The following is a 20,814-nucleotide window of genomic DNA, read 5'->3' as shown; positions in this document are numbered from 1 at the left end:
ATGGAGGAAAAATACACGGTGATCCCCAATGACTTTGAACGGGCCGGGGCGGCTTCCACATCCCTGAAAGGAATGCTCAAGCAGCTGGGACTGGCTCCGGAACTGATCCGGCGGATCGCCATCGGAACCTATGAAGGGGAAATGAACTGTCTGATCCATGGGGGCGGGGGAGAGATCCGGGCCGATCTGGATCCGGAAAAGGTCACCATCACCATCGAGGACCATGGCCCCGGGATCCCGGATGTGGAAAAAGCCATGCGGGAAGGCTGGTCCACTGCGTCCGCCAAGATCCGGGCCATGGGGTTCGGGGCCGGCATGGGGCTGCCCAACATGAAGAAAGTTTCCGATGCCATGAAAATCGATACCCAGGTGGGGAAAGGGACCCGGGTGACCCTGGAGTTCCGGCTGGCCCACTGAGTAAGGGGAAGGAAAAGCAGGTGAAAACCGGTGAGTGAAGCCTATCTCAATTCGGTCCGAGTCAACCGGGAAAAATGCACCGGGTGCCTGATCTGTGTGAAGGAATGTCTGGTCCAGGCCATCCGGGTCCGGCAGGGAAAAGCGGTGATCCTTTCGGACCGGTGCATCGACTGCGGGGAGTGCATCCGCTGCTGTCCCACCCGGGCCATGGAAGGATGGGCGGACCCGCTGACGGAACTGAAGAAGTACAAAGTGAACATTGCTCTGGCCACCCCTTCCTTTTACGCCCAGTTCGACGGGAACATCGCCGCCTCCGTGATCTGGGAGGGGCTCCGGGAACTGGGGTTCGACACGGTGTTCGACGTGGCTTTGGCCGGGGACTATATCAGCGACGAAATGGAGCGGTACATCGCCCATTACAAGGGCCCCTTCCCCCTGATCTCCTCCGCCTGCCCGGCGGTGCTCCGGCTGATCCAGACCAAGTATCCGGAACTGGTGAAGCAGGTGCTCCCGGTACTGGCACCGGCGGAAGCGGCGGCCATCTATACCCGGCGGGAAACCACCCGGCGGCTGCAACTGGCCCCGGAGGAAGTGGGGATCTGGTTCATTTCTCCCTGCCCCGCCAAGGGCACCAACATCCACCAGTCCGTGGACGTGGCCCACACGGCGGTCACCGGATCCTTCACCATTTCTTCCATCTATGGGCCTCTGACCCAGGCCATCAAGCATGTGCAGGAAACCCGGTATGAGGTGCCGGAAGCCACCCTGGGCTCTTCCTACAGCCTCAGCTGGGGAAGCTGGCGGGGGGAACTGGAATCCACCGGCCTGACCAATGCCCTGGCGGCCCAGGGGCCGGAAGAGGTGGACGAACTGCTGGAACAGGTAAGCATGGCCAAACTCAGCGATGTGCGGTACGTGTGCTGTTACAGCTGTGCAGGGGGCTGCATCGGAGGGCCCTGTGTGGCGGTGAACAAGTACGTGGCCGCCAAGAATCTCCGGGTGCGGGTGGACCGCCGGCGGAACCGGGAAAATGCGGACCGGGAGACCGCCATGGCCCGCTGCCGGATCATCGAGGATTTCCCGGCTTCCTGGAAGTACATCAAGCCCCTGGAACCCCGGCCCCATCCGCCCCTGGCCAGGGATTTCGGCGAGGCCCTGGAGAAGATGGGCCAGCTGAAGAAACTGGAAAAAGAGTTCCCCCAGCTGGACTGCGGGGCCTGCGGAGCCCCCACCTGCCGGGCTTTTGCGGAAGACGTGGTCCGGGGCTATGGAGAAAAGGAGGGGTGCATCTTCCTGCGAAAGAAAAAGGAAAAATGAGGAAAAATCAGAGAATGTTCAAAAAATAACAGAAAAAGGACAGCTGTCCGGTTAAATTTCCAGAGCTGTCATGTCCTTTTTCCTTGCAAGTTGGCGGAAATATTGTTATTATTTATGACGTGGATTCTATTTTTAAATATTCAGATAGAATCTCCAGACGAGAAGCCTATCAGGCAAACAGGAGGAAGAGCAAATGATCGATATTACGGATCGAGTCCATTGTGCCGCAGCACTCAGCAAGATCACCACAGCTGAAAAAGCGGCAGAAATGATTCAAGACGGCATGAACCTGGGCATGAGCGGATTTACCCCTTCCGGGTATCCCAAAGCAGTACCCCTGGCTCTGGCTGCCAGAGGAAAGGAACATCCCTTTAAAGTCAATGTCTGGACTGTGCTCCCTGGACCTGAAATCGATACGGCCATGGTGGAGGCAGGGATCGTAGGCAACCGGATGCCCTACCAGACCGACAAAAACTGCCGGAACGCCATCAACAACGGCCAGATCCGGTATCTGGACACCCATATCAGCACCTTCAACCAGATGGCCCGGTTCGGCTTCCTGCCGGATCACCGGGATGTGGATGTGGCCATCATCGAAGCCTGCTCCATCAAGGACCTGGGCAAAGGGAAGATCGGCATCATCCCCACCACCAGCCTGGGGGGCAGCTGCGGCTATGTCCAGAGCGCCAAGAAAGTCATCGTGGAAGTGAACGTAACCCAGCCTCTGGGCCTGGAAGGGATGCACGACTGCTATGTGCCCCTGGATCCTCCCTACCGGAAGATCATTCCCATCGAACGGCCGGAAGACCGGGTAGGGACTCCCTACATTCCCTGCGACCTGGACAAGGTGGCAGCCATCGTTCCCTGCGATATCCCCGATACCCCCAGCAAACTGGCGGCCATTACCGATGATGCCCGGGCCATGGGGGGCAACCTGGTGGAATTCCTGAAAAACGAAGTAAAGGCCGGCCGGCTGCCCAAGAACCTGCTGCCCCTCCAGTCCGGGGTAGGGTCCGTGGCCAACGCGGTGATCAACGGCCTGGTCCATTCTGATTTCGAAGACCTGACCGTATACACGGAAGTGATCCAGGACGGTATGTTCGACCTGATCGATGCCGGGAAACTGCGGGTGGCTTCCGGGGCATCCCTGACCATGTCCGCTGAAGTCCAGAAGAGATTCTACAGCAACCTGGACAAATACAAATCCCATCTGATCCTCCGGCCCCAGGAAATTTCCAACAACCCGGAAGTGGTCCGCCGGCTGGGTGTCATCGCCATGAACACCGCCATCGAAGTGGACCTGTATGGGAACGTGAACTCTTCCCATATCAACGGCACCAACCTGATGAACGGCATCGGCGGCAGCGGGGACTTTGCCCGGAACGGCTATCTGTCCATCTTCTTCGCCGAATCCGAACGGAAGGGCGGCAAGATCAGTTCTGTAGTGCCTTTCTGCTCCCATATCGACAACTGCGAACACGATGTGGATGTGATTGTATCCGAACGGGGTGTGGCTGACCTGAGAGGCCTGTCCCCCAAAGAAAGAGCACCCATCATCATCGACCAGATCGCCAGCCCCAGATACCAGCCCATCCTGAAGGATTATTTCGAACGGGCTTGTGTGGCCTGCCACAACAGCCAGACCCCTCACATCCTGTCCGAAGCCTTCTCCTTCCATGAAAGAATGCTGAAAAACGGCACCATGGAGAAGGAATAAGAGGGTTCTCCAGCGATATTTTCCGAAAACCGGTGGCAACAGGGTCATATTTATGTTACAATTACCGTGTTTTGGTTTCGCTGCAGCCAAGAATCCTTGAAGGAGGTGCGTATTTTTGACCACACAGGAAAAAATTGAAGATATGTTTGCCCGCTACGAGAAAATCGAAGCAGGCGGAGGCGCCAAAAGAGTCGGCAAACAGCATGATGCCGGTAAAATGACTGCCCGGGAACGGATAAAGTCGTTCTTAGATGAGGGAAGTTTTGTAGAACTGGATAAATTTGTAGAACATCGCTGCTCCAACTTCGGCCAGGAAAAGAAATATCTGGCCGGGGACGGGGTGGTGACAGGCTACGGCACGGTTAACGGACGGACGGTGTTCGTTTACGCCCAGGATTTCACCGTGGAAGGGGGATCCCTGGGGGAAATGCACGCCAACAAGATCGCCAAGGTCCAGGCCATGGCCTTGAAGACCGGGGCACCCATCGTGGGCATGGAAGATTCCGGCGGTGCCCGGATCCAGGAAGCCACGGACGCCCTGGCCGGGTTCGGGAAAATGTTCAAGCAGAATACCCTGGCTTCCGGGGTGATTCCCCAGATTTCCGCCATCATGGGTCCCTGCGCCGGGGGTGCGGTATACAGTCCGGCTCTTACGGACTTCATCTACATGGTGAAGAAGAATTCCAAGATGTTCATTACCGGACCGGAAGTGGTGAAGACCGTGACCGGCGAGGAAGTGGGCCAGGAAGACCTGGGAGGCACCTTTACCCACTGCACCCGCAGCGGGGTGGCGGACTTCCCGGCGGAAAACGATGCGGACTGCCTGGAACAGATCCGGTACCTGCTCAGTTTCCTGCCCAGCAACAACCGGGAGAATCCTCCGGTCTATGACACCGGGGACAGCGCTTACCGGATGGATGAAAGCCTGAACACCATCATTCCTGACGGTCCTCAGATGCCCTATGATATGTACAAAGTCATCCGCAGCATCGTGGACAACGGGGAATATGTGGAACCTCACCGGATGTATGCCCGGAACATCATCACCTGCCTGGCACGGATGGACGGATCCACGGTGGGGATCATCGCCAACCAGCCCCGGATCATGGCCGGGTGCCTGGATATCAACGCTTCTGACAAGGCGGCCCGGTTCATCCGCTTCTGCGATGCTTTCCGGATCCCTCTGATCAATATCGTGGATGTGCCCGGGTTCCTGCCGGGAACGGACCAGGAATACGGCGGCATCATCCGTCACGGGGCCAAGATGCTCTATGCCTACTGCGAAGCCACGGTGCCCAAGATCACCCTGGTGACCCGGAAGGCCTATGGGGGTGCTTATCTGGCCATGTGTGCCCAGGACTTGGGTGCCGATCATGTGATTGCCTGGCCCACGGCGGAAATCGCCGTCATGGGACCCCAGGGGGCTGCCAAGATCATCTTCCGGAAAGACCCGGATGTGGAACAGAAGACCCAGGAGTACATCACCAACTTTGCCACTCCTTATTATGCCGCCAAGCACGGGATGGTGGAAATGGTCATCGAACCCAAGACCACCCGTCCCACGCTGATCAAAGCGCTGCGTATGTTAAAATCAAAGCAGGAAGACCGGCCAACTAAGAAACACGGTAACATTCCTCTGTGATTTTGATATAAACCATTCATCATGAGGGAAGAGAGGTGAAACGTTCATGACCGACAATCCTTGGCTGATTATGATGATCAACATGACCATCGTATTCGGCGTGCTGATTGTGCTGGGAATCCTGATGGTGCTGATCCATGCTGTCGATCCCACCAAGAAAGTTCAGGGAAAAAAAAAGCCTGTAGTTGCTAAACCAGCGCCTTCCGCTGCTGCCAGCAAACGGCAGGAAGAGGAAAAAGTGGCTGCCATGGCAGCTGTCCTGGCCCTGGTCCAGGATGAAGACGATATGATTGCAGCTGCCCTGAGTGCTGCCATCGCCGAACACAAAAGAAAAATGGAGCCGATGAATCTGCCCCATCATTCTTTCTGATGAACTGTTGAGGGACGGTTCATTATCCACAAAATCAAACAACTTGAAAACTGTTTAGGAGGGTATTCTCATGAGAAAATTTAATGTTAACGTTAACGGTACTGTTTACACCGTAGAAGTTGAAGAAGTTGGCGGCGCTGTAACCGCAGCTCCTGCTGCCCCTGCCGCTCCTGCTGCTGCTCCTGCTCCGGCTCCTGTAGCTGCTGCTCCTGCTGCTGCTCCCGCTCCGGCTCCTGCCGCTGCTCCTGCTGCTGCTCCTGCTCCCGCTGCCAAACCGGCCGCTGCTGCTCCTGCCGGCTCCGTAACCGTATCCGCTCCCATGCCCGGCAAGATTCTGTCCGTTAACGTAAAACCCGGCGACAAAGTGGAAGCCGGCGATGTTCTGCTGATCCTGGAAGCTATGAAGATGCAGAATGAAATCATGGCTCCTGAAGATGGCACGGTTTCCGAAGTCCGCGTAAACGCTGGCGATACCGTAGCCACCGGCGACGTAATGGTTATTCTCTAATCATCGTCTCCGAACATAAAGGAGGATTTTAGAACATGGATGCTTTTGTGGTAGCCCTGACCTCTGTCATCCAGGACAGTGGGTTTGTGGCTTTTACCTGGGGCAATGCCGTGATGATGCTGGTAGGGTGCATCCTGCTGTACCTGGCCATCGTCAAAGGCTTTGAACCCCTGCTGCTGAGCCCGATCGCCTTCGGGTGCATTCTGGCCAACGTACCCCGGACCGGGTTCGAAACCGATCCCGGCGTTATGCAGCTGATCCTGGGCGGGATCAAATACGAAATCTTCCCTCCGCTGATTTTCATGGGCGTAGGGGCCATGACCGACTTTGGTCCGCTGATTGCCAACCCCAAGACCCTGCTGCTGGGTGCTGCTGCCCAGATCGGTGTGTTTGTGGCTCTGCTGGGGGCCATGCTCCTGGGCTTCAATGTGAAGGAAGCTTCCGCCATCGGGATCATCGGTGGTGCTGACGGCCCGACTTCCATTTACCTGGCTTCCAAGATGGCTCCCCATCTGCTGGGCGCCATCGCCGTGGCCGCTTATTCCTACATGTCCCTGGTGCCTCTGATCCAGCCGCCTGTGATGAAACTGTTCACCTCCAAGGAAGAACGGAAGATCAAAATGGCCCAGCTGCGTACGGTGACCCACTTTGAAAAAGTGGTGTTCCCCATTGTCACCACCATTTTCATTTCCCTGCTGCTGCCTTCCGTATGCTCTTTGATCGGGATGCTGATGCTGGGGAACCTGTTCACCGAATCTGGCTGTATGGACCGTCTGTCTGACACGGCACAAAATGCCCTGATGAACAGTGTGACCATCATGCTGGCCACCGGTACCGGCCTGACCATGAAGGCCGAAAGCTTCCTGACCTTGCAGACCATCGAAATCATCTGCCTGGGTCTGGTTGCCTTTATCGGCGGCACCGCCGGCGGTGTGCTGTTCGGCAAGCTGATGAGCAAGCTGGACGGCGGCAAGACCAACCCGCTGATCGGTTCTGCTGGTGTATCCGCAGTGCCTATGGCTGCCCGTGTGTCCCAGGTTGTGGGACAGCAGGCTGACCCTGGCAACTTCCTGCTGATGCACGCCATGGGCCCCAACGTGGCCGGTGTTATCGGTACGGCTGTTGCAGCCGGTACCATGCTGGCCATGGTGGGCGGCAAATAAAAAACAAAAGTTTTTTGAGCTGTTGCTTCGGCAGCAGCTCTTTTTTTGCAGAAAACACCTTTCTATTGGGGGGATTTTTGCTATAATAAAAGGGATATGTTTTTTTGTCGGCGGAAAAGCCCAAAGGAGAATATTTTGGAAGCATACAAGGAATTTTCGACAACCAGCCGGGAGCGGAGACTGTATCAGTGGGGGACCCTGGCTCTCATTGCCCTCAGCTGGGCCTATGAAGGGTATCATACTTTTGCTCTGGGCCAATTGAGTATCATGGGCTGGGGGTACAACCTGCTGTTTGTGATCCTCTGGTGCTGGCGCTGCCTGTTCCAGTACAGCATCCAGCTCACCAGCGACAAGCTGATCGTGGTCATGTACGGCCTGGGGCTGGAACGGCGGATGACCGTTTACCTGAAGGACCTGGAAAGTTTTTCCAACCATTACAAACGGAGCTTTTTCCGGAAGACCTCCATTAAAAAATATGTCCACCGGTATTCTTCCGTGGATCCCAATCCCCAGCGGATCCTGGTGTACCGGGAGAATGGAAAACTCTGCGGCCTGCTGTTCAAATCCAGCGATGAGCTGATGGACCGGCTGGCCCGGCGGTTCCCCAAACAGTACCTGGAATTTCCAGAATAACAAAGGAGTCATAGTATGAGCAACAACAATGTGTATGTGGGAAAGGTCATCGCAGTCAACAAACAGCGGGCCAAGGTGAAAATCGAACAGAGACCGGGGGAACAGCGGCCCAAGATGCTGGACTGCTGGAATGCCTGCGAAGCCAAACGGGGCACCCGGGTGATCGTGGGGAAACAGTCCCTGGATGAAAAGAAGGCCCAGATGATCGTGTACGGGATCCCGGTGCTCACCGCCCTGGCCGGTGCGGCTTTCGGCCGGGCCATAGCCCATTTTTTCTCTGCTCCCGTGTGGCAGATCGTGGTGCTCAGCACTCTGGTGTGGCTGGCCCTGGGGCTGGTCTATGCCCGGAACTTCAAGAAGAGTGTCCGGACCAAGGTGGAACAGTGGACCATCACCGGCTATTTCAGCGATGGGGAGATTTACGACGCCAAAGGGAAAAAAGTGGAGGTTTAAACCATGTTGGGGAAAAACCATCTGACCCTGCTGCTGGTCCTGGCAGCCGGTGCCGTCATGGGAGGCCTTCTGGGGGACAGTCTCCAGGCTTCCCAGCCTCTGGGCGGAGCCACCGATTTCCTGGTGCGGAAATATCAGGTGCTGACCATTCCCCCTTCCACCATGGACCTTTATGTGGCCAAGGTGACCGCCGGTGTGGAATTTTCTCCCAATCTGGCAGCCATCCTGGGCATGATCCTGGCAGGGATTCTGTTTCACAAGTTATAGGAGAATGCTCGTTATGGAACTGATACTGGCCTCCGGTTCACCCCGGCGCCTGGAACTGCTCCGGCAGATCGGCCTGGAGCCCCGGGTGGTGGTGAGCCGGGGAGAAGAAGAAAAAAACGATGCCACCCCGGAACAGCTGGTGCTGGCCAACGCGCTGGCCAAAGGCCGGGAAGTCCGGGACCGGCTGGGGGACCGGGTGCCCATCCTGGCGGCGGACACGGTGGTGGCCCTGGACGGGGAGATCCTGGGAAAACCCCGGGACAGGGCGGAAGCAGCCCGCATGCTCCGGAAACTCAGCGGCCGGACCCACCGGGTACTGACAGGGATGGCCCTGTTCTTCCAAGGACAGGTCCGGACCCATGTGGAGACCACGAAGGTGGAGTTTTCTCCTCTTTCTGAAAAAGACATTGCCTGGTACATTGCTACCGGGGAACCCCTGGACAAGGCCGGAGCCTACGGCATCCAGGGGAAAGCCGCCTTGTTCATTCCTTCCATCCAGGGGTCCTACACCAATGTGGTGGGACTCCCTCTTGCCCCTTTGAAGAAATTATTTGCAGAATTGGACGTGACAAGACATGACACACTATCTGATCCGGGAGATGCTTCCGGAGGAACGGCCCCGGGAACGGCTCCTGGCCAAGGGACCTGAAGCCCTTGCCATTACGGAACTGCTGGCCATCCTGATCGGCACCGGGAGAAAGGAACATTCGGCCCTGGATATTGCCCGGGAACTGACGGGGGATCTGCTGAAGGATGCCCGGCTGGCCCGGACCCAGGACCCCCGGGAACTGACCCGGATTGCCGGCATCGGGCCTGCCAAGGCTGCGGTGATCCTGGCGGCCCTGGAACTGGGACGGCGGCTGGCAGGGGCGGAAACCCAACCCTTCCAGACCATCCACTGTCCGGAAGACGGAGCCATGCTGGTGATGCCCCGGCTCCGGTATGAGAATCATGAACATTTTCTGGTGGTGCTGCTGAACAGCAAGGGGAAGGTCACTGGCATCGAACCCATTTCTGAGGGGTCTCTCAATGCCTCAGTGGTCCATCCCCGGGAGGCTTTTGCCCCGGCGCTGCTCCACCATGCAGCCGCCATCCTGGCGGTCCACAACCATCCTTCCGGGGACCCCACCCCCAGCCGGGAGGACAGGAGCCTGACCCGGACCCTGTGGGATACGGGGAAGGTGATGGGGATCCCTCTGGTGGATCATCTGATCATTGGAGACGGGGTCTATTACAGTTTCAAGGAACACGGATTGTTGTAAAAGGAGGAACATGGCATGCTGGATCTAATGGGATCTTTTTCCACGGATCTGGGAGTGGATCTGGGCACGGACCATACCCGGATCTGTCTCCGGGACGAGGGTATCGTACTGGACCAACCCACCGCCGTGGCCCTGGACCGGGGCCGGAGAAAGATCCTGGCCCTGGGTCAGGAGGCCCGGCAGATGCTGGGACGGACCCCGGAGGGAATCCAGGTGGTCCGGCCGCTCCAGGACGGGGTCATCGCCGACTTCGACCTGACCCGGCAGATGCTCAGGGGATTCCTCCGCCAGGCCCTGGGGAAACGGCCTTTGTTCCGGCCCCGGCTGGTGCTTACGGTGCCCTGCGGGGTGAACAGCGTGGAGCGCCGGGCGGTGCTGGATGCGGCCATGGAAGCGGGAGCCGGGGAGGCTTACCTGTTGGAAGCCCCTCTGGCGGCAGCCCTGGGAGCCGGGATCCCGGTCCGGGAGACCAAAAGCTGCCTGGTGGTGGATATGGGGGCAGGGGCCACGGAAGCGGCGGTGCTCACCCAGGGAAAGATTGCTCTCAGCCGGCTCCTCCGCCAGGGAGGACGGAGCCTGGACCAGGCCCTTGTCCAGTACAGCCGGAAAAAGTATAATCTTCTTATCGGGACCCTCCAGGCGGAGCAGGTGAAGATCGAGATCGGCACGGTCCGGGAGACTGCGCCTCCGGCCTATATGGACCTTCGGGGCCGGGACCTGATCACCGGGCTCCCCCGGCGGGTGACCATCGATCAGAACCAGCTCCGGGAGGCCCTGTGGGAACCGGTCCACAAGATGGTGAACTGTGTCCTGGCCCTCCTGGAACAGCTGCCAGACCTGCTGGCCCGGGATGTGGCGGAACGGGGCATCGTCCTTACAGGGGGCGGAGCCCTGCTGCGGAATTTTGACTGGCTCCTGGCCCGGGAAACCGGCCTGAAAGTGTGGGTGGCGGAAAACGCCCTGACCTGCGGAGCCAAGGGAACCGGCATTGCCGCCGGGAATATGAATCTGTTCCGGAAGGGACCCCGTCCCCGCCGGAACGTGTAAATGGAGAGAAGCAGTGCGAATGAGGAAGGAACAGAAAGTCAGACTGGGGGTATTGGCGGCGGCCATCCTGCTGGTGGTGGGGCTGGTATGGGATGCTTTCCACCGGTTCCCTGCCGTGAATACGGTGCTGACCACCCTGACCCGGCCCATCAGCTTTGTGGTGGGAGGCATCGGCGGCGGTTTCAAAGGCACCGGGAATTATTTTGCCTCCAAGACGGCCCTGGAAAAGGAAAATGCCGCCCTGAAAAAGGAAAATGAAGAGCTGCGCCAGAACAATGCGGAACTGATCGGCATGAAGGCGGAGAACCAGCGGCTGGGGAAACTGCTGAAGTTCAGCAGCCTCCATCCCCAGTGGAACATGGTGTCCGCCAAGGTGATCAGCCGGGATCTGGGAGATTTCAAGGATGTGATCCTCATCGACCGGGGAAAAGATGACGGGCTCCAGGTGAACATGCCGGTGGTGAATGCCTCCGGGCTCATCGGCATTGTGGACGGAGTCTATCCCCACATGGCCAAGGTGCTGCTGATTTCCAGTCCCCGGAGCCGGATCGGGGGCCTGAACCTCCGGGGGGATTCCCGGGCGGCGGGAATCGTCAACGGGGTGGCCGGACCGGATCTGCTGCTGGAAATGCGGAATCTCAGCCGGAATGCGGACATCCTGCCCGGAGACACCATTGTGACCAGCGGCTACAGCGGCTACCATCCGGAAGGGCTGGTGATCGGTACCGTGGAAGATGTCCAGATGGATACCGGCGGCCTTACCAAAATGGCCACCATCGCTCCTTCCGTGGATTACAGCCATCTGGAAGAAGCCCGGGTCATCACCAACTTCCAGGGGTTTGCGGATTTCCTCCGTAACGAGGGGAAAGATCCGGATGCCCAGTCCGGCAAAGGAGGGAAATAATGGTGATCGTTGCCCTTGCCTGGCTGTTTTTCACCCTGTTTCTGTTCACTCTGGAAAATCACTGGTTCCTCTTTTTCAACACCACCCAGTCCCCGGACTTGCTGCTGTTGTTTCTCCTGCTCTATGCCATGGACCAGGGGAAACGGAACGGCGCAGTGTATGGACTGGGTATTGGTGCTTTATTGGACGTTGTCACCTTCAGCTATTTCGGCTGGCACATGGTGACCCGGGCGGCCCTGGGGTACCTGATCGGAAAGAACCGGGTGAACATGTTCGTGGACCGGCTGCCCACCTATCTGATCCTCACCGCTCTGGTGACCCTGCTGCTCCAGGTGGCCCGGGGACTGTTCCTGTGCGTGATGCTGGGCCGTTGGCTGCCGATCCTGCCCCTGGCCCTCCAGACCCTGAAGCTTATGGGGTGGAACCTGGTCCTGGCCCCTGTCATGTGGTTCCTGTACCACAGACTGAAGAAACGGGTCCGCAGCCGTATGGATTATTACTATCATCTGTAGGAGTCTGCCGTGCTGAATAAAAAATATGCTTACCGTCTGGAGTTCATGATGGTCACCGGCATCCTGGTGATCCTGATCCTCATCGGACGGATGTTCTATCTGCAAATCGTCAAGGGATCCACTTACCGCCGGCAGGCGGAAGGGAACCGGACCCGCTATACCCGGATCCTGGCCCCCCGGGGCATCATCTATGACTGCAACGGGGAAGAACTGGCCAACAACAAGCCCGGGGTCATGGTGTCCCTGGTGCGCCGGACCGACGGGTACCGGGAAGAGACCCTGGAACGGCTGAGCCAGCTGCTGAACCTGCCTCTGGAAGACATCAAGGAGACCATCCGTCTCTCCGGAGGCAGTTCGGAACCCATCCGTCTGGTCCGGAACGCCTCTCCGGAAGTGGTGGACAAGGTGGAGGAAAACCTTCGCTATCTGCCCGGGGTGATGCTGGAAGTCCAGCCGGTGCGGAATTATCCCAACAAGGGACTGGCAGTCCATGCCCTGGGCTATGTGGGAGAAATCAGTGATTATGAGATCTCCCAGGGAGCCTACAGTGAACTGAAGGCCGGGGACATCATCGGGAAATTCGGCCTGGAAAACTACTACGATTCCTATCTCCGGGGAGAAGACGGCAGCTACCGGGAAGAAGTGGACGTGGCAGGCCGGGTGGTCCAGATCATGGACAAAGTGGATCCCAAACCGGGCCAGGGGCTGGTGCTCACCCTCGACGCCAAGCTCCAGCGGATCGCCGAAGAGGCGGTGGACCGGCAGCTGAAGGCCATCGGGGCCCGGGGCTGCGCCGTGGTGGCCCTGGATCCCAACAACGGGGAAGTGAAGGCCCTGGTGTCCCGTCCCGGATTCGATCCCAACTGGTTTGTCAACGGGATCAGCGAAAAGAACTGGAAATACCTGAATACGGATCCCTTCCATCCCATGACCGACAAGGTCATCGCCGGGGAATATCCTCCCGGATCCACCTTCAAGATCGTCACCGGGTCCGCGGCCCTGGAAGAAAAGAAAGTGACCCCGGATGAACTGATCTACGACTCCGGCCGCCACTGGCTCATCGACATGCGGAACGCCGGAGGGGAAGCCCTGGGGTACATCAACTTCAAACGGGCCCTGGCCGCTTCCGACAACGTGTACTTCTACGAAATGGGGAACCGGGTGGGCATCGACCTGCTGGACAAATACGCCCGGGAATTCGGCTTCGGCCAGACCACGGGCATCGACCTCCACGGGGAGGCCCAGGGACTCATCGCCACCCCGGAATACAAGAAGAAGGTCTTTGATGACGAATGGTACCTGGGGGATACCTTCAACACTGCCATCGGTCAGGGCTTCACCCTGGCCACCCCCATCCAGGTGGCGGAAATGCTCAGTGCCGTGGCCACCGACGGGAAACGGTACAAGCCCCATCTGGTAAGCAAGATCCTCAATGACGACGGCAGCGTGGCCAAGACCTTCGAGCCGGAGGAAGAGGGGAAACTGCCCATTTCTGAATCCACCCTGAAGCTGATCCAGGACGGCCTGGAAGCCGTAACGGAAGAAGGGGGCACTGCCGCCTTCCTGAAGAACCTGCCGGTGCCGGTGGCCGGGAAAACCGGTACCGCCGAAAACCCCCACGGACTGGAACACGGCTGGTTCATCGCCTATGCCCCGGCCAAGAAGCCCCAGCTGGTGGTGGTGTGCATTGTGGAACAGGGCAGCTACGGCACCATTTCCGCAGCCCCCATTGTCAAGAGCATCCTGGAATACGTGTTCACCGATCCCCGGGTGCGGCGGCAGGGCAGCAAGAAATAAGGAGAAACCATGCGCTGGCATTTTTCGTTGAAAAAATATTTTCGGAATATCGACAAACCCCTGCTGATCAGCGTCCTGCTGCTGATCGCCATCGGGGTGGTGCTCATCGGCAGTGCCACCCATGCCAACATCCCCGGGCCCAGACGGTACAGCTTCGTCCTGCGCCAGCTGAGCTTTGCGGCCATCAACCTGGTGCTGGGGGTCTTCCTCATGCGGTTCGACTACCGGATCCTGAAGAGCCTGGCCCGGCCTCTGTACATCTTCAACATCCTCATGCTGCTGGCGGTGATGCTGGTGGGGAAAAGCGCCCTGGGAGCCCAGCGCTGGCTCCAGCTGGGGCCCATCAGCATCCAGCCCAGTGAGTTTGCCAAAGCCATTATGATCATCAGCCTGTCCTCCTTTGTGGACGACCGGCTGCCCCTTTTGACGGATTTCCGAAGCTGGCTGCCGGTGTTCGGCTATGTGCTGCTGCCCTTCCTGTTCGTTATGAAGCAGCCGGACCTGGGGACTTCCCTGGTGTTTCTGGCCATCCTCCTGGGCACCATGATCGTCTGCGGCTTCCGGATCCGGTATTTCCTGATCATGGGAGGCCTGGGACTGGCTTCGGCGCCTCTGGTGTGGAAAATGCTCCACGAGTACCAGCGGAACCGGATCCGGGTGTTCCTGAACCCGGGACTGGAACCCTACGGCAGCGGCTATCACGTGATCCAGTCCATGATTGCCATCGGTTCCGGGCTTTTTGCCGGCAAGGGGCTTTTTGCCGGTACCCAGAGCCAGCTGAACTTCCTGCCGGAAAACCATACGGACTTTATCTTCGCAGTGGCCGGGGAGGAATTCGGCTTCATCGGCACTACCATTATCCTGCTGCTCTACGGGGTGGTGATCTACCGGGGCCTTTCCATTGCCCTCCATGCGTCCGATGATTTTGGAACCCTGCTGGCCGTGGGAGTGGTCTCTATGTTCCTGTTCCACATCCTGGTCAATGTGGGGATGACCAGCGGCATTATGCCGGTCACGGGGGTGCCCCTGCCTTTCATGAGCTACGGGGTCAGCTCTCTTACCACCAATATGCTCATGGTGACCCTGCTGCTGAACATCAATGCCCATCACCAGACCCTGCGTTTTCATTAAGGAGATATTATGCGAAAAGACTTACCCATCGACATACTCAGTGCTGTGGAAAAACCCGCCCGGTACACCGGCATGGAATTCGGCAGCATCGTAAAGCCGGAAGAGGAAACGGAGGTTTCCTTCTGTCTGGCCTTCCCGGATACCTACGAAATCGGCATGAGCTATCTGGGCTACAAGATCCTCTACGAAATCCTCAACAAGCTGCCCAAAGTGGCGGCAGAGCGGGCCTTTGCCCCCTGGGTGGACATGGAAGCCAAAATGCGGGAACGGGGGCTGGTGCTCTCCAGCCTGGAAAACACCCGGCCTTTGAAGGATTTCGACCTGCTGGGGTTCACCCTTCTGTATGAAATGTCCTATTCCAACATCCTGAACATGCTGGACCTGGGCGGGGTGCCCATCCTGGCCAAAGACCGGACCCTGGAGGATCCCTTTGTATGTGCCGGGGGCTGCTGCGTGTTCAACAGTGAACCCCTGGCGGATTTCCTGGACTTCTGCATGCTGGGAGACGGGGAAAAGATCATCCAGGAAGTGACCCTGCTGTACCGGGACTGGAAGCGGGAAGGCAAACCCGGGGGCCGGCTTGGCTTCCTGCGCCGGGTGTCCCGGATCCAGGGGGTCTACGTACCTTCTTTCTATGAAATCACCTACGGTCCCGACGGCACTATTACCGGGAAAAAGCCTCTGGAGCCCACGGCGCCGGAAGTGGTGTACAAACGGGTGGAACAGGACCTGGACGGGCTGGATTTCCCCACCCATCCCATTGTGCCCTACAGTGACACGGTCCACGACCGGATCATGCTGGAACTGTTCCGGGGCTGCAGCCGGGGCTGCCGGTTCTGCAACGCCGGGATCATCTATCGGCCGGTCCGGGAACGGAAACCGGAAACGGTGATGGAGCTGGCCAAACAGCTGGTACCTGCCACCGGCTACAACGAAATCTCCCTGTTCTCCCTGAGCACCGCGGATTATTCCCATCTGGAACCTCTCATCCGGGAACTGCTGGGAGATTTCCGGAAGGACCGGGTCAGCGTGTCCCTGCCTTCCCTGCGGATCGACAGCTTCTCCGTGAAGCTGGCCCAGGAAGTCCAGGCGGTGCGGAAAAGCGGCCTGACCTTTGCTCCGGAAGCCGGGAGCCAGCGGATGCGGGATGTGATCAACAAAGGGGTCACGGAAGAAAATCTCATGAACGCGGTGGGGGCCGCCTTTGAAAACGGCTGGTCCCAGGTGAAGCTGTACTTCATGATCGGTCTGCCTACGGAAACGGACGAAGACGTGCTGGCCATTGCCAAACTGGCCCAGAAGGTCCAGTGGAAGTACAAGGAAGTTACCGGCCACATGGGGGCCAAAGTCACTGTCAGCGTGTCCAACTTCGTGCCCAAGCCCTACACCCCCTTCCAGTGGGTGGGCCAGAACACCAAGGGGGAATTTGACCGGAAGCACATGCTGCTGAAGAACGCCTTTGCCAATCTGAAGAACATCCACTTTCAGTACCATGATTCCCGGACCAGCCTGATGGAAGGGGTCCTGGCCCGGGGAGACCGGCGGCTGGGAAAGGCCATTTACCTGGCCTGGCAGAGGGGCGCCAAATTCGACAGCTGGACGGAATTCTTCGATTATGACCGGTGGGCCCAGGCCATTGCCGATGCAGGCCTGACCCCGGATTTCTACAACAGCCGGCCCCGGGGGAAAGAGGAAATCTTCCCCTGGGAACACACCAGCTGCGGGGTGAGCCGACAGTTCCTGTGGAGTGAATACGAAAAAGCCCAGGAGGCGGCCCTGACTCATGACTGCCGCCGGGATACCTGCACCGGCTGCGGGGTCTGCCAGAAACTGGGCGTGAAGATCATCGACTGGAAGGAGGGAGAAGTATGAAACTGCGGCTGCAGATCACCAAGGAACCGGGGATCCGGTTCATCTCCCATCTGGAATACCAGAGGAGCATCGAAAAGGCCCTCCGTCGGTCCGGGATCCCGGTGGCCTATTCGGAAGGGTTCAACCCCCATATGAAGTTTTCCCTGGCCTCCGCCCTCAGCGTGGGAGTCACCAGCTCCTGCGAGTTTGCGGAAATCCGCCTGGCGGAAGAACGGCCCCTGGAGGAGCTGCTGGACAAGATCGCCCGGGCCCTGCCCATGGGCATCCACATTGTCCGGGGGGACCTGACCGATGACAAGGCTCCCAAGCTCATGGCCCGGGCCCAGGGTGCCTCCTACCAGGTGAAGGTCCCCTGTGCCGCCGATCCTTCTGCCCAGCTGGCCGCCTTTGCCGCTGCGCCGGAAGTTCCCTACACCAAGACCCACAAAAAAGGCAAGGGGAAACCCAAGACCATCGATGTGAAATACTTCATTCCCCAGGTGGAGGCCCGGTGGCAGGAGGGAATCCTGGACCTGTCCTTTGATATCCGGATCACCCCCACCGGCAGCATGAAGGCGTCGGAATTCCTCCAGGTGCTGGAGGACCAGTTCCAGGTCCCTCTCACCGTGGTCCAGGCGGATATCCGCCGGGTGGATCTTTACAGCCGGGATGAAGCCGGCCGGAAGGTTCCCCTGATCGGGGAAGGCTGAGGGCTGCCATGAATACGATCTTTGTCAGTGTCCGTCCGGAAGAAACCAGGATGGGCACCGTGGAAGAGGACCGGCTCCGGGATTATGCGGTGGAGCGGAGCAGTAACGACAACCTGGTGGGCAATGTGTACCGGGCCCGGGTGTGCAATGTGGTGCCCGGGATCCAGGCAGCCTTTGTGGACCTGAACACCGGGAAGAACGGGTTCCTGACCCTGAAAAAGGGAGAAAAGCTCTCCGAAGGCCAGATGCTTTTGGTCCAGGTGGTGAAGGACGCCAGGGGGAACAAGGGTCCGGCGGTGACCCGGGAGATCACCCTTCCCGGCCGGTATGTGGTGCTGGAACCCTACGGCAGCCGGGTGAGCCTGTCCCGGAAGATCAGCTGCAAAACCAAGCGGAAGGAGCTCCGGGAATGGGCCCGGGAGCTGCTGCCGGAAAATATGGGACTGGTGCTCCGGACGGCAGCAGCCCATGCAGAGGAAAGCGAGATCCGGGCCGATCTGGAACAGCTGCTCCGGAACTGGGAGGTGCTGGTCCGCCGGAGCAAAGTGGGCCGGGGACCCCAGCTGCTGTACCGGGAACTGGACCTGGCCATCCGGCTGGTCCGGGATTATGTGACGGACCGGGTGGAACGGATCATCGTGGACGATGAGAAGACCTGTCAGCGGCTCCAGGAAATGCTCCGGGACATGGGGCTGCCCCAGATCCAGGTGAAGCTGTACAAGGGGAAAGAAGACCTGTTCACCTTCTACCGGCTGGATGAGGATATCGAAAGCCTTTCCGACCGGGTGGTGTGGCTGCCGGGGGGCGGCTACCTGGTCTTCGACTATACGGAAGCCATGACCGTCATCGACGTGAACAGCGGGAAATTCTCCACGGGAGCGGACCGGGATGCCACCAGTATGGCCACCAACCGGGAAGCAGCCCGGGAAATCGCCCGGCAGCTCCGGCTCCGGGACATCGGAGGCATCATCGTGGCGGATTTCATCGACATGGACCGGGAAGAGGAACAGGGGGAGATCCTCCAGATCCTGAAGAAAGAATTCGCCTGGGACAAAATGAAGCCAAAGGTCATCGACCTGACCCATCTGAACCTGGTGGAAATGACCCGGATGAAGGCCCGGAAGAATCTGTCCAGCATCCTGTACACCACCTGCCCCATGTGCGGAGGCAGCGGCCGGGTGGAAGCTCCGGAAACCGTCTATGTGGAGATCCGCCGGCGGCTCCGGAGCCTGTTCCTCCAGGGAAAGATGAGCCACAGCCTGCTGCTTACCGTCCATCCTGTGGTATACGGCTGGCTGCGCCAGCAGGGGTTGGGGGACATGGAACGGGAATTCCACTGCACCCTGAAGCTGGCCAGCGACCCATCCCTGGAAATCGGGGTGTTTACCCTTCTGACCGCAGACCAGGAAGGGACAGGAAGAGAGGGTGACCGGGAATGAAACTGACGATTCCATCCTATGTGAAAACCGTTATGGATGTGCTCCAGTCCCATGGGTTCGAAGCCCATGTGGTGGGAGGCGCTGTCCGGGACATGCTCCTGGGCCGGGTCCCGGACGATTATGACGTGGTCACCAACGCCCGGCCGGAACAGATCCTCCGGACCGCGGAAGACGCGGGGATCCCGGTGGTCAGTGAGCTGGGACAGAACTTCGGGGTGGTGATCCTCCGGGTGGAGCGCCACGGGGTGGAAGTGGCCGCCTACCGGAATGAAACCTACGGCAGCGCTGACGCCCACCGGCCGGCGGAAGTCTGGTACTGCAGGACTCTGGAAGAGGATCTGAGCCGGCGGGATTTCACCATCAATGCCCTGGCGGTGGACCAGAACGGACACATCACCGACTGCTTCCAGGGGCTGGATGATCTGCGGGGCCGGGTTCTCCGCACTGTGGGGGATCCGGACCGGCGGTTCTCGGAAGATGCCCTGCGGATGTTCCGGGCCTGCCGGTTCGTGGGACAGCTGGGCTTTGCTCCGGATCCTTCCATCCTGCCTGCCATGGGCCGGAACCTGAAGAAGGTGCCGGGACTGTCTCTGGAGCGGGTGCGGACAGAATTGAACAAGCTGCTCATGGGGACCTATGCGGGAGAAGGCATGGACCTGATGGTGAAAAGCGGACTGGCGGCGGAGAGCTGCCGGGTCCGGCGGAAAGGCCAGTATGAAACGGTGCCCATCCTGCCGGAACTGATCCATCTGGTGGGATTAGGCCAGAACCCCCAGTTCCATCCCTATGATGTGTGGAAGCACACGGCAGTGGCCCTGGACAAAGGGGACCGGAGCCTGGAAGTGGGATGGGGAATCCTGCTCCATGACGTGGCCAAGGGCCTGGAAGGGGTCCGGGGCATCAACAAAGAAGGACAGCCCTGCGACCACGGCCATGAAGTGGTGGGCGCCGCCCTGGCCCGGCAGATCCTGGAACGGCTCCAGCTGCCCCGGGAGGTGGTGGACCGGGTGGCCTGGCTGGTGAAGAACCACATGCACTTCGGGTTCATCAGCGCCCAGGAGGACAGCAAGACCTGGCACTGGCTCCGGAAGGAGGCCCGCAGCGGCCATTTCCGGGTAAACAAGGAGATGGCGGAAGCCTTCAAACAGCTGACCGCCGTGTGCGTGGCGGATGTGGCCGCCACCAATGCGGCCCAGAATGACGTGATCCATGCCCAGATGTACGGAAAACGGTTGGTGAAGATGGCCTATCTCATGCCCGTCCACACCTCCGATCTGGACTTTTCCGGGAAGGACGCTCTGACCCTGGGGGCCCGCCCGGACCAGTTGAAGGAGCTGATGCCGGTGCTCCTCCGGCGGGTCCAGGACCGGATGCTGGAAAATAATCCGGAACAGCTGGCCCAGGCGGCTCAAAAGTGGCTGGAACGGCAAAAAAAACTGTATTGACAATGCATGGTTGAAGAAAAAGAAGGTGTTTTAGAGAAAACACCTTCTTTTTTGTGTAACTTTTGCAATAAAAAAGGTGCAAAAAGAGAAATTTTCTCATAAGTTATTAGAATTTTTATATATTTGCAAAAAAATCTACAAATAATCTCCCGGGAGATTTAAAAAAAAAATTATTTGTGTTATAATCATTCCGTACACTGAATACAGTAGGTTCAGCCGGAATGCGAAT

The 20,814-nt window shown here is 58.7% G+C and carries 21 protein-coding genes; all 21 read left to right on the top strand.

From position 1 onward, the window contains the following. The 21 genes from FX155_RS04195 (at position 1) to FX155_RS04095 (ending at position 20,585) form a co-directional block, all read left to right on the top strand. On the top strand, positions 1-417 hold the full coding sequence (locus tag FX155_RS04195; RefSeq protein ID WP_022487696.1) for an ATP-binding protein: 417 nt from the start codon (positions 1-3) through the stop codon (positions 415-417). A gap of 30 nt (positions 418-447) precedes the next feature. Next, positions 448-1,734, top strand: a complete 1,287-nt coding sequence (locus FX155_RS04190; protein ID WP_022487695.1) for a [Fe-Fe] hydrogenase large subunit C-terminal domain-containing protein — start codon at positions 448-450, stop codon at positions 1,732-1,734. 193 nt (positions 1,735-1,927) lie between these two features. Next, a complete protein-coding gene (locus FX155_RS04185; protein WP_022487694.1) occupies positions 1,928-3,451 on the top strand; it encodes a succinate CoA transferase in 1,524 nt (507 codons plus the stop codon). Positions 3,452-3,593: 142 nt separating this feature from the next. Continuing rightward, positions 3,594-5,093 (top strand): methylmalonyl-CoA decarboxylase subunit alpha, encoded by a 1,500-nt coding sequence (gene mmdA, locus FX155_RS04180; RefSeq protein ID WP_195839608.1) that lies wholly within the window; start codon positions 3,594-3,596, stop codon positions 5,091-5,093. A 46-nt stretch (positions 5,094-5,139) separates the two neighbouring features. Continuing rightward, positions 5,140-5,463 carry a sodium ion-translocating glutaconyl-CoA decarboxylase subunit delta gene (gene gcdD / locus FX155_RS04175; RefSeq protein WP_012939173.1) on the top strand — a complete coding sequence of 108 codons (324 nt, stop codon included), beginning with the start codon at positions 5,140-5,142 and terminating at the stop codon, positions 5,461-5,463. Positions 5,464-5,533: 70 nt separating this feature from the next. Further along, a complete protein-coding gene (gcdC, locus tag FX155_RS04170) occupies positions 5,534-5,971 on the top strand; it encodes a sodium ion-translocating glutaconyl-CoA decarboxylase subunit gamma (RefSeq protein WP_022487692.1) in 438 nt (145 codons plus the stop codon). Between the two features lie 35 nt (positions 5,972-6,006). Continuing rightward, a complete protein-coding gene (gcdB, locus tag FX155_RS04165) occupies positions 6,007-7,134 on the top strand; it encodes a sodium ion-translocating glutaconyl-CoA decarboxylase subunit beta (protein ID WP_012939171.1) in 1,128 nt (375 codons plus the stop codon). Between the two features lie 135 nt (positions 7,135-7,269). Further along, entirely contained in the window at positions 7,270-7,767 is a 498-nt protein-coding gene (locus FX155_RS04160; protein WP_022487691.1) for a hypothetical protein, read from the top strand. Between the two features lie 15 nt (positions 7,768-7,782). Then, positions 7,783-8,220, top strand: a complete 438-nt coding sequence (locus FX155_RS04155; protein WP_022487690.1) for a SoxR reducing system RseC family protein — start codon at positions 7,783-7,785, stop codon at positions 8,218-8,220. A gap of 3 nt (positions 8,221-8,223) precedes the next feature. After that, positions 8,224-8,487 carry a DUF4321 domain-containing protein gene (locus FX155_RS04150; protein ID WP_022487689.1) on the top strand — a complete coding sequence of 88 codons (264 nt, stop codon included), beginning with the start codon at positions 8,224-8,226 and terminating at the stop codon, positions 8,485-8,487. Positions 8,488-8,500: 13 nt separating this feature from the next. Beyond that, positions 8,501-9,136, top strand: coding sequence for a Maf family protein (locus FX155_RS04145; RefSeq protein WP_022487688.1), 636 nt, complete (start codon positions 8,501-8,503; stop codon positions 9,134-9,136). Further along, on the top strand, positions 9,063-9,749 hold the full coding sequence (gene radC, locus FX155_RS04140; protein ID WP_154487851.1) for a RadC family protein: 687 nt from the start codon (positions 9,063-9,065) through the stop codon (positions 9,747-9,749). The genes FX155_RS04145 and radC overlap by 74 nt, the downstream gene beginning before the upstream one ends. A 15-nt stretch (positions 9,750-9,764) precedes the next feature. Then, complete coding sequence (locus tag FX155_RS04135; RefSeq protein WP_022487686.1) at positions 9,765-10,796, top strand: rod shape-determining protein; 1,032 nt, start codon at positions 9,765-9,767, stop codon at positions 10,794-10,796. Between the two features lie 19 nt (positions 10,797-10,815). Then, the gene (gene mreC / locus FX155_RS04130; protein WP_154487850.1) at positions 10,816-11,700 is read left to right on the top strand and encodes a rod shape-determining protein MreC; all 885 of its coding nucleotides are present in this window, start codon (positions 10,816-10,818) and stop codon (positions 11,698-11,700) included. Further along, on the top strand, positions 11,700-12,212 hold the full coding sequence (mreD, locus tag FX155_RS04125; protein ID WP_022487684.1) for a rod shape-determining protein MreD: 513 nt from the start codon (positions 11,700-11,702) through the stop codon (positions 12,210-12,212). The genes mreC and mreD overlap by 1 nt, the downstream gene beginning before the upstream one ends. A 9-nt stretch (positions 12,213-12,221) precedes the next feature. After that, positions 12,222-14,009, top strand: coding sequence for a penicillin-binding protein 2 (gene mrdA, locus FX155_RS04120; RefSeq protein ID WP_279127964.1), 1,788 nt, complete (start codon positions 12,222-12,224; stop codon positions 14,007-14,009). Positions 14,010-14,018: 9 nt separating this feature from the next. Then, complete coding sequence (gene rodA / locus FX155_RS04115; protein WP_022487682.1) at positions 14,019-15,140, top strand: rod shape-determining protein RodA; 1,122 nt, start codon at positions 14,019-14,021, stop codon at positions 15,138-15,140. A 9-nt stretch (positions 15,141-15,149) separates the two neighbouring features. Further along, positions 15,150-17,012 carry a TIGR03960 family B12-binding radical SAM protein gene (locus tag FX155_RS04110; protein ID WP_022487681.1) on the top strand — a complete coding sequence of 621 codons (1,863 nt, stop codon included), beginning with the start codon at positions 15,150-15,152 and terminating at the stop codon, positions 17,010-17,012. Then, complete coding sequence (locus FX155_RS04105) at positions 17,009-17,701, top strand: TIGR03936 family radical SAM-associated protein (RefSeq protein WP_022487680.1); 693 nt, start codon at positions 17,009-17,011, stop codon at positions 17,699-17,701. Before FX155_RS04110 ends, FX155_RS04105 begins: the two co-directional genes overlap by 4 nt. 8 nt (positions 17,702-17,709) lie before the next feature. Next, positions 17,710-19,140, top strand: coding sequence for an Rne/Rng family ribonuclease (locus FX155_RS04100; RefSeq protein WP_022487679.1), 1,431 nt, complete (start codon positions 17,710-17,712; stop codon positions 19,138-19,140). Further along, on the top strand, positions 19,137-20,585 hold the full coding sequence (locus FX155_RS04095; protein WP_154487849.1) for a CCA tRNA nucleotidyltransferase: 1,449 nt from the start codon (positions 19,137-19,139) through the stop codon (positions 20,583-20,585). The genes FX155_RS04100 and FX155_RS04095 overlap by 4 nt, the downstream gene beginning before the upstream one ends. Positions 20,586-20,814: the final 229 nt, after the last annotated feature.

The organism is Acidaminococcus fermentans (genome assembly GCF_009696675.1).
GTDB lineage: Bacteria > Bacillota > Negativicutes > Acidaminococcales > Acidaminococcaceae > Acidaminococcus.
The sequence above is the reverse complement of the archived record's forward strand: the minus strand, read 5'-3'. Positions and strand labels throughout refer to the sequence as shown.

Coding starts and splice junctions, on each gene's coding strand:
- radC (WP_154487851.1), top strand. CDS start 9,063: ATGACACACTATCTGATCCGGGAGATGCTTCCGGAGGAACGGCCCCGG.
- FX155_RS04110 (WP_022487681.1), top strand. CDS start 15,150: ATGCGAAAAGACTTACCCATCGACATACTCAGTGCTGTGGAAAAACCC.
- FX155_RS04105 (WP_022487680.1), top strand. CDS start 17,009: ATGAAACTGCGGCTGCAGATCACCAAGGAACCGGGGATCCGGTTCATC.
- FX155_RS04100 (WP_022487679.1), top strand. CDS start 17,710: ATGAATACGATCTTTGTCAGTGTCCGTCCGGAAGAAACCAGGATGGGC.
- FX155_RS04150 (WP_022487689.1), top strand. CDS start 8,224: ATGTTGGGGAAAAACCATCTGACCCTGCTGCTGGTCCTGGCAGCCGGT.
- rodA (WP_022487682.1), top strand. CDS start 14,019: ATGCGCTGGCATTTTTCGTTGAAAAAATATTTTCGGAATATCGACAAA.
- gcdD (WP_012939173.1), top strand. CDS start 5,140: ATGACCGACAATCCTTGGCTGATTATGATGATCAACATGACCATCGTA.
- FX155_RS04195 (WP_022487696.1), top strand. CDS start 1: ATGGAGGAAAAATACACGGTGATCCCCAATGACTTTGAACGGGCCGGG.
- gcdB (WP_012939171.1), top strand. CDS start 6,007: ATGGATGCTTTTGTGGTAGCCCTGACCTCTGTCATCCAGGACAGTGGG.
- FX155_RS04155 (WP_022487690.1), top strand. CDS start 7,783: ATGAGCAACAACAATGTGTATGTGGGAAAGGTCATCGCAGTCAACAAA.
- mreC (WP_154487850.1), top strand. CDS start 10,816: ATGAGGAAGGAACAGAAAGTCAGACTGGGGGTATTGGCGGCGGCCATC.
- gcdC (WP_022487692.1), top strand. CDS start 5,534: ATGAGAAAATTTAATGTTAACGTTAACGGTACTGTTTACACCGTAGAA.
- mreD (WP_022487684.1), top strand. CDS start 11,700: ATGGTGATCGTTGCCCTTGCCTGGCTGTTTTTCACCCTGTTTCTGTTC.
- FX155_RS04135 (WP_022487686.1), top strand. CDS start 9,765: ATGCTGGATCTAATGGGATCTTTTTCCACGGATCTGGGAGTGGATCTG.
- FX155_RS04185 (WP_022487694.1), top strand. CDS start 1,928: ATGATCGATATTACGGATCGAGTCCATTGTGCCGCAGCACTCAGCAAG.
- FX155_RS04095 (WP_154487849.1), top strand. CDS start 19,137: ATGAAACTGACGATTCCATCCTATGTGAAAACCGTTATGGATGTGCTC.
- FX155_RS04145 (WP_022487688.1), top strand. CDS start 8,501: ATGGAACTGATACTGGCCTCCGGTTCACCCCGGCGCCTGGAACTGCTC.
- mmdA (WP_195839608.1), top strand. CDS start 3,594: ATGTTTGCCCGCTACGAGAAAATCGAAGCAGGCGGAGGCGCCAAAAGA.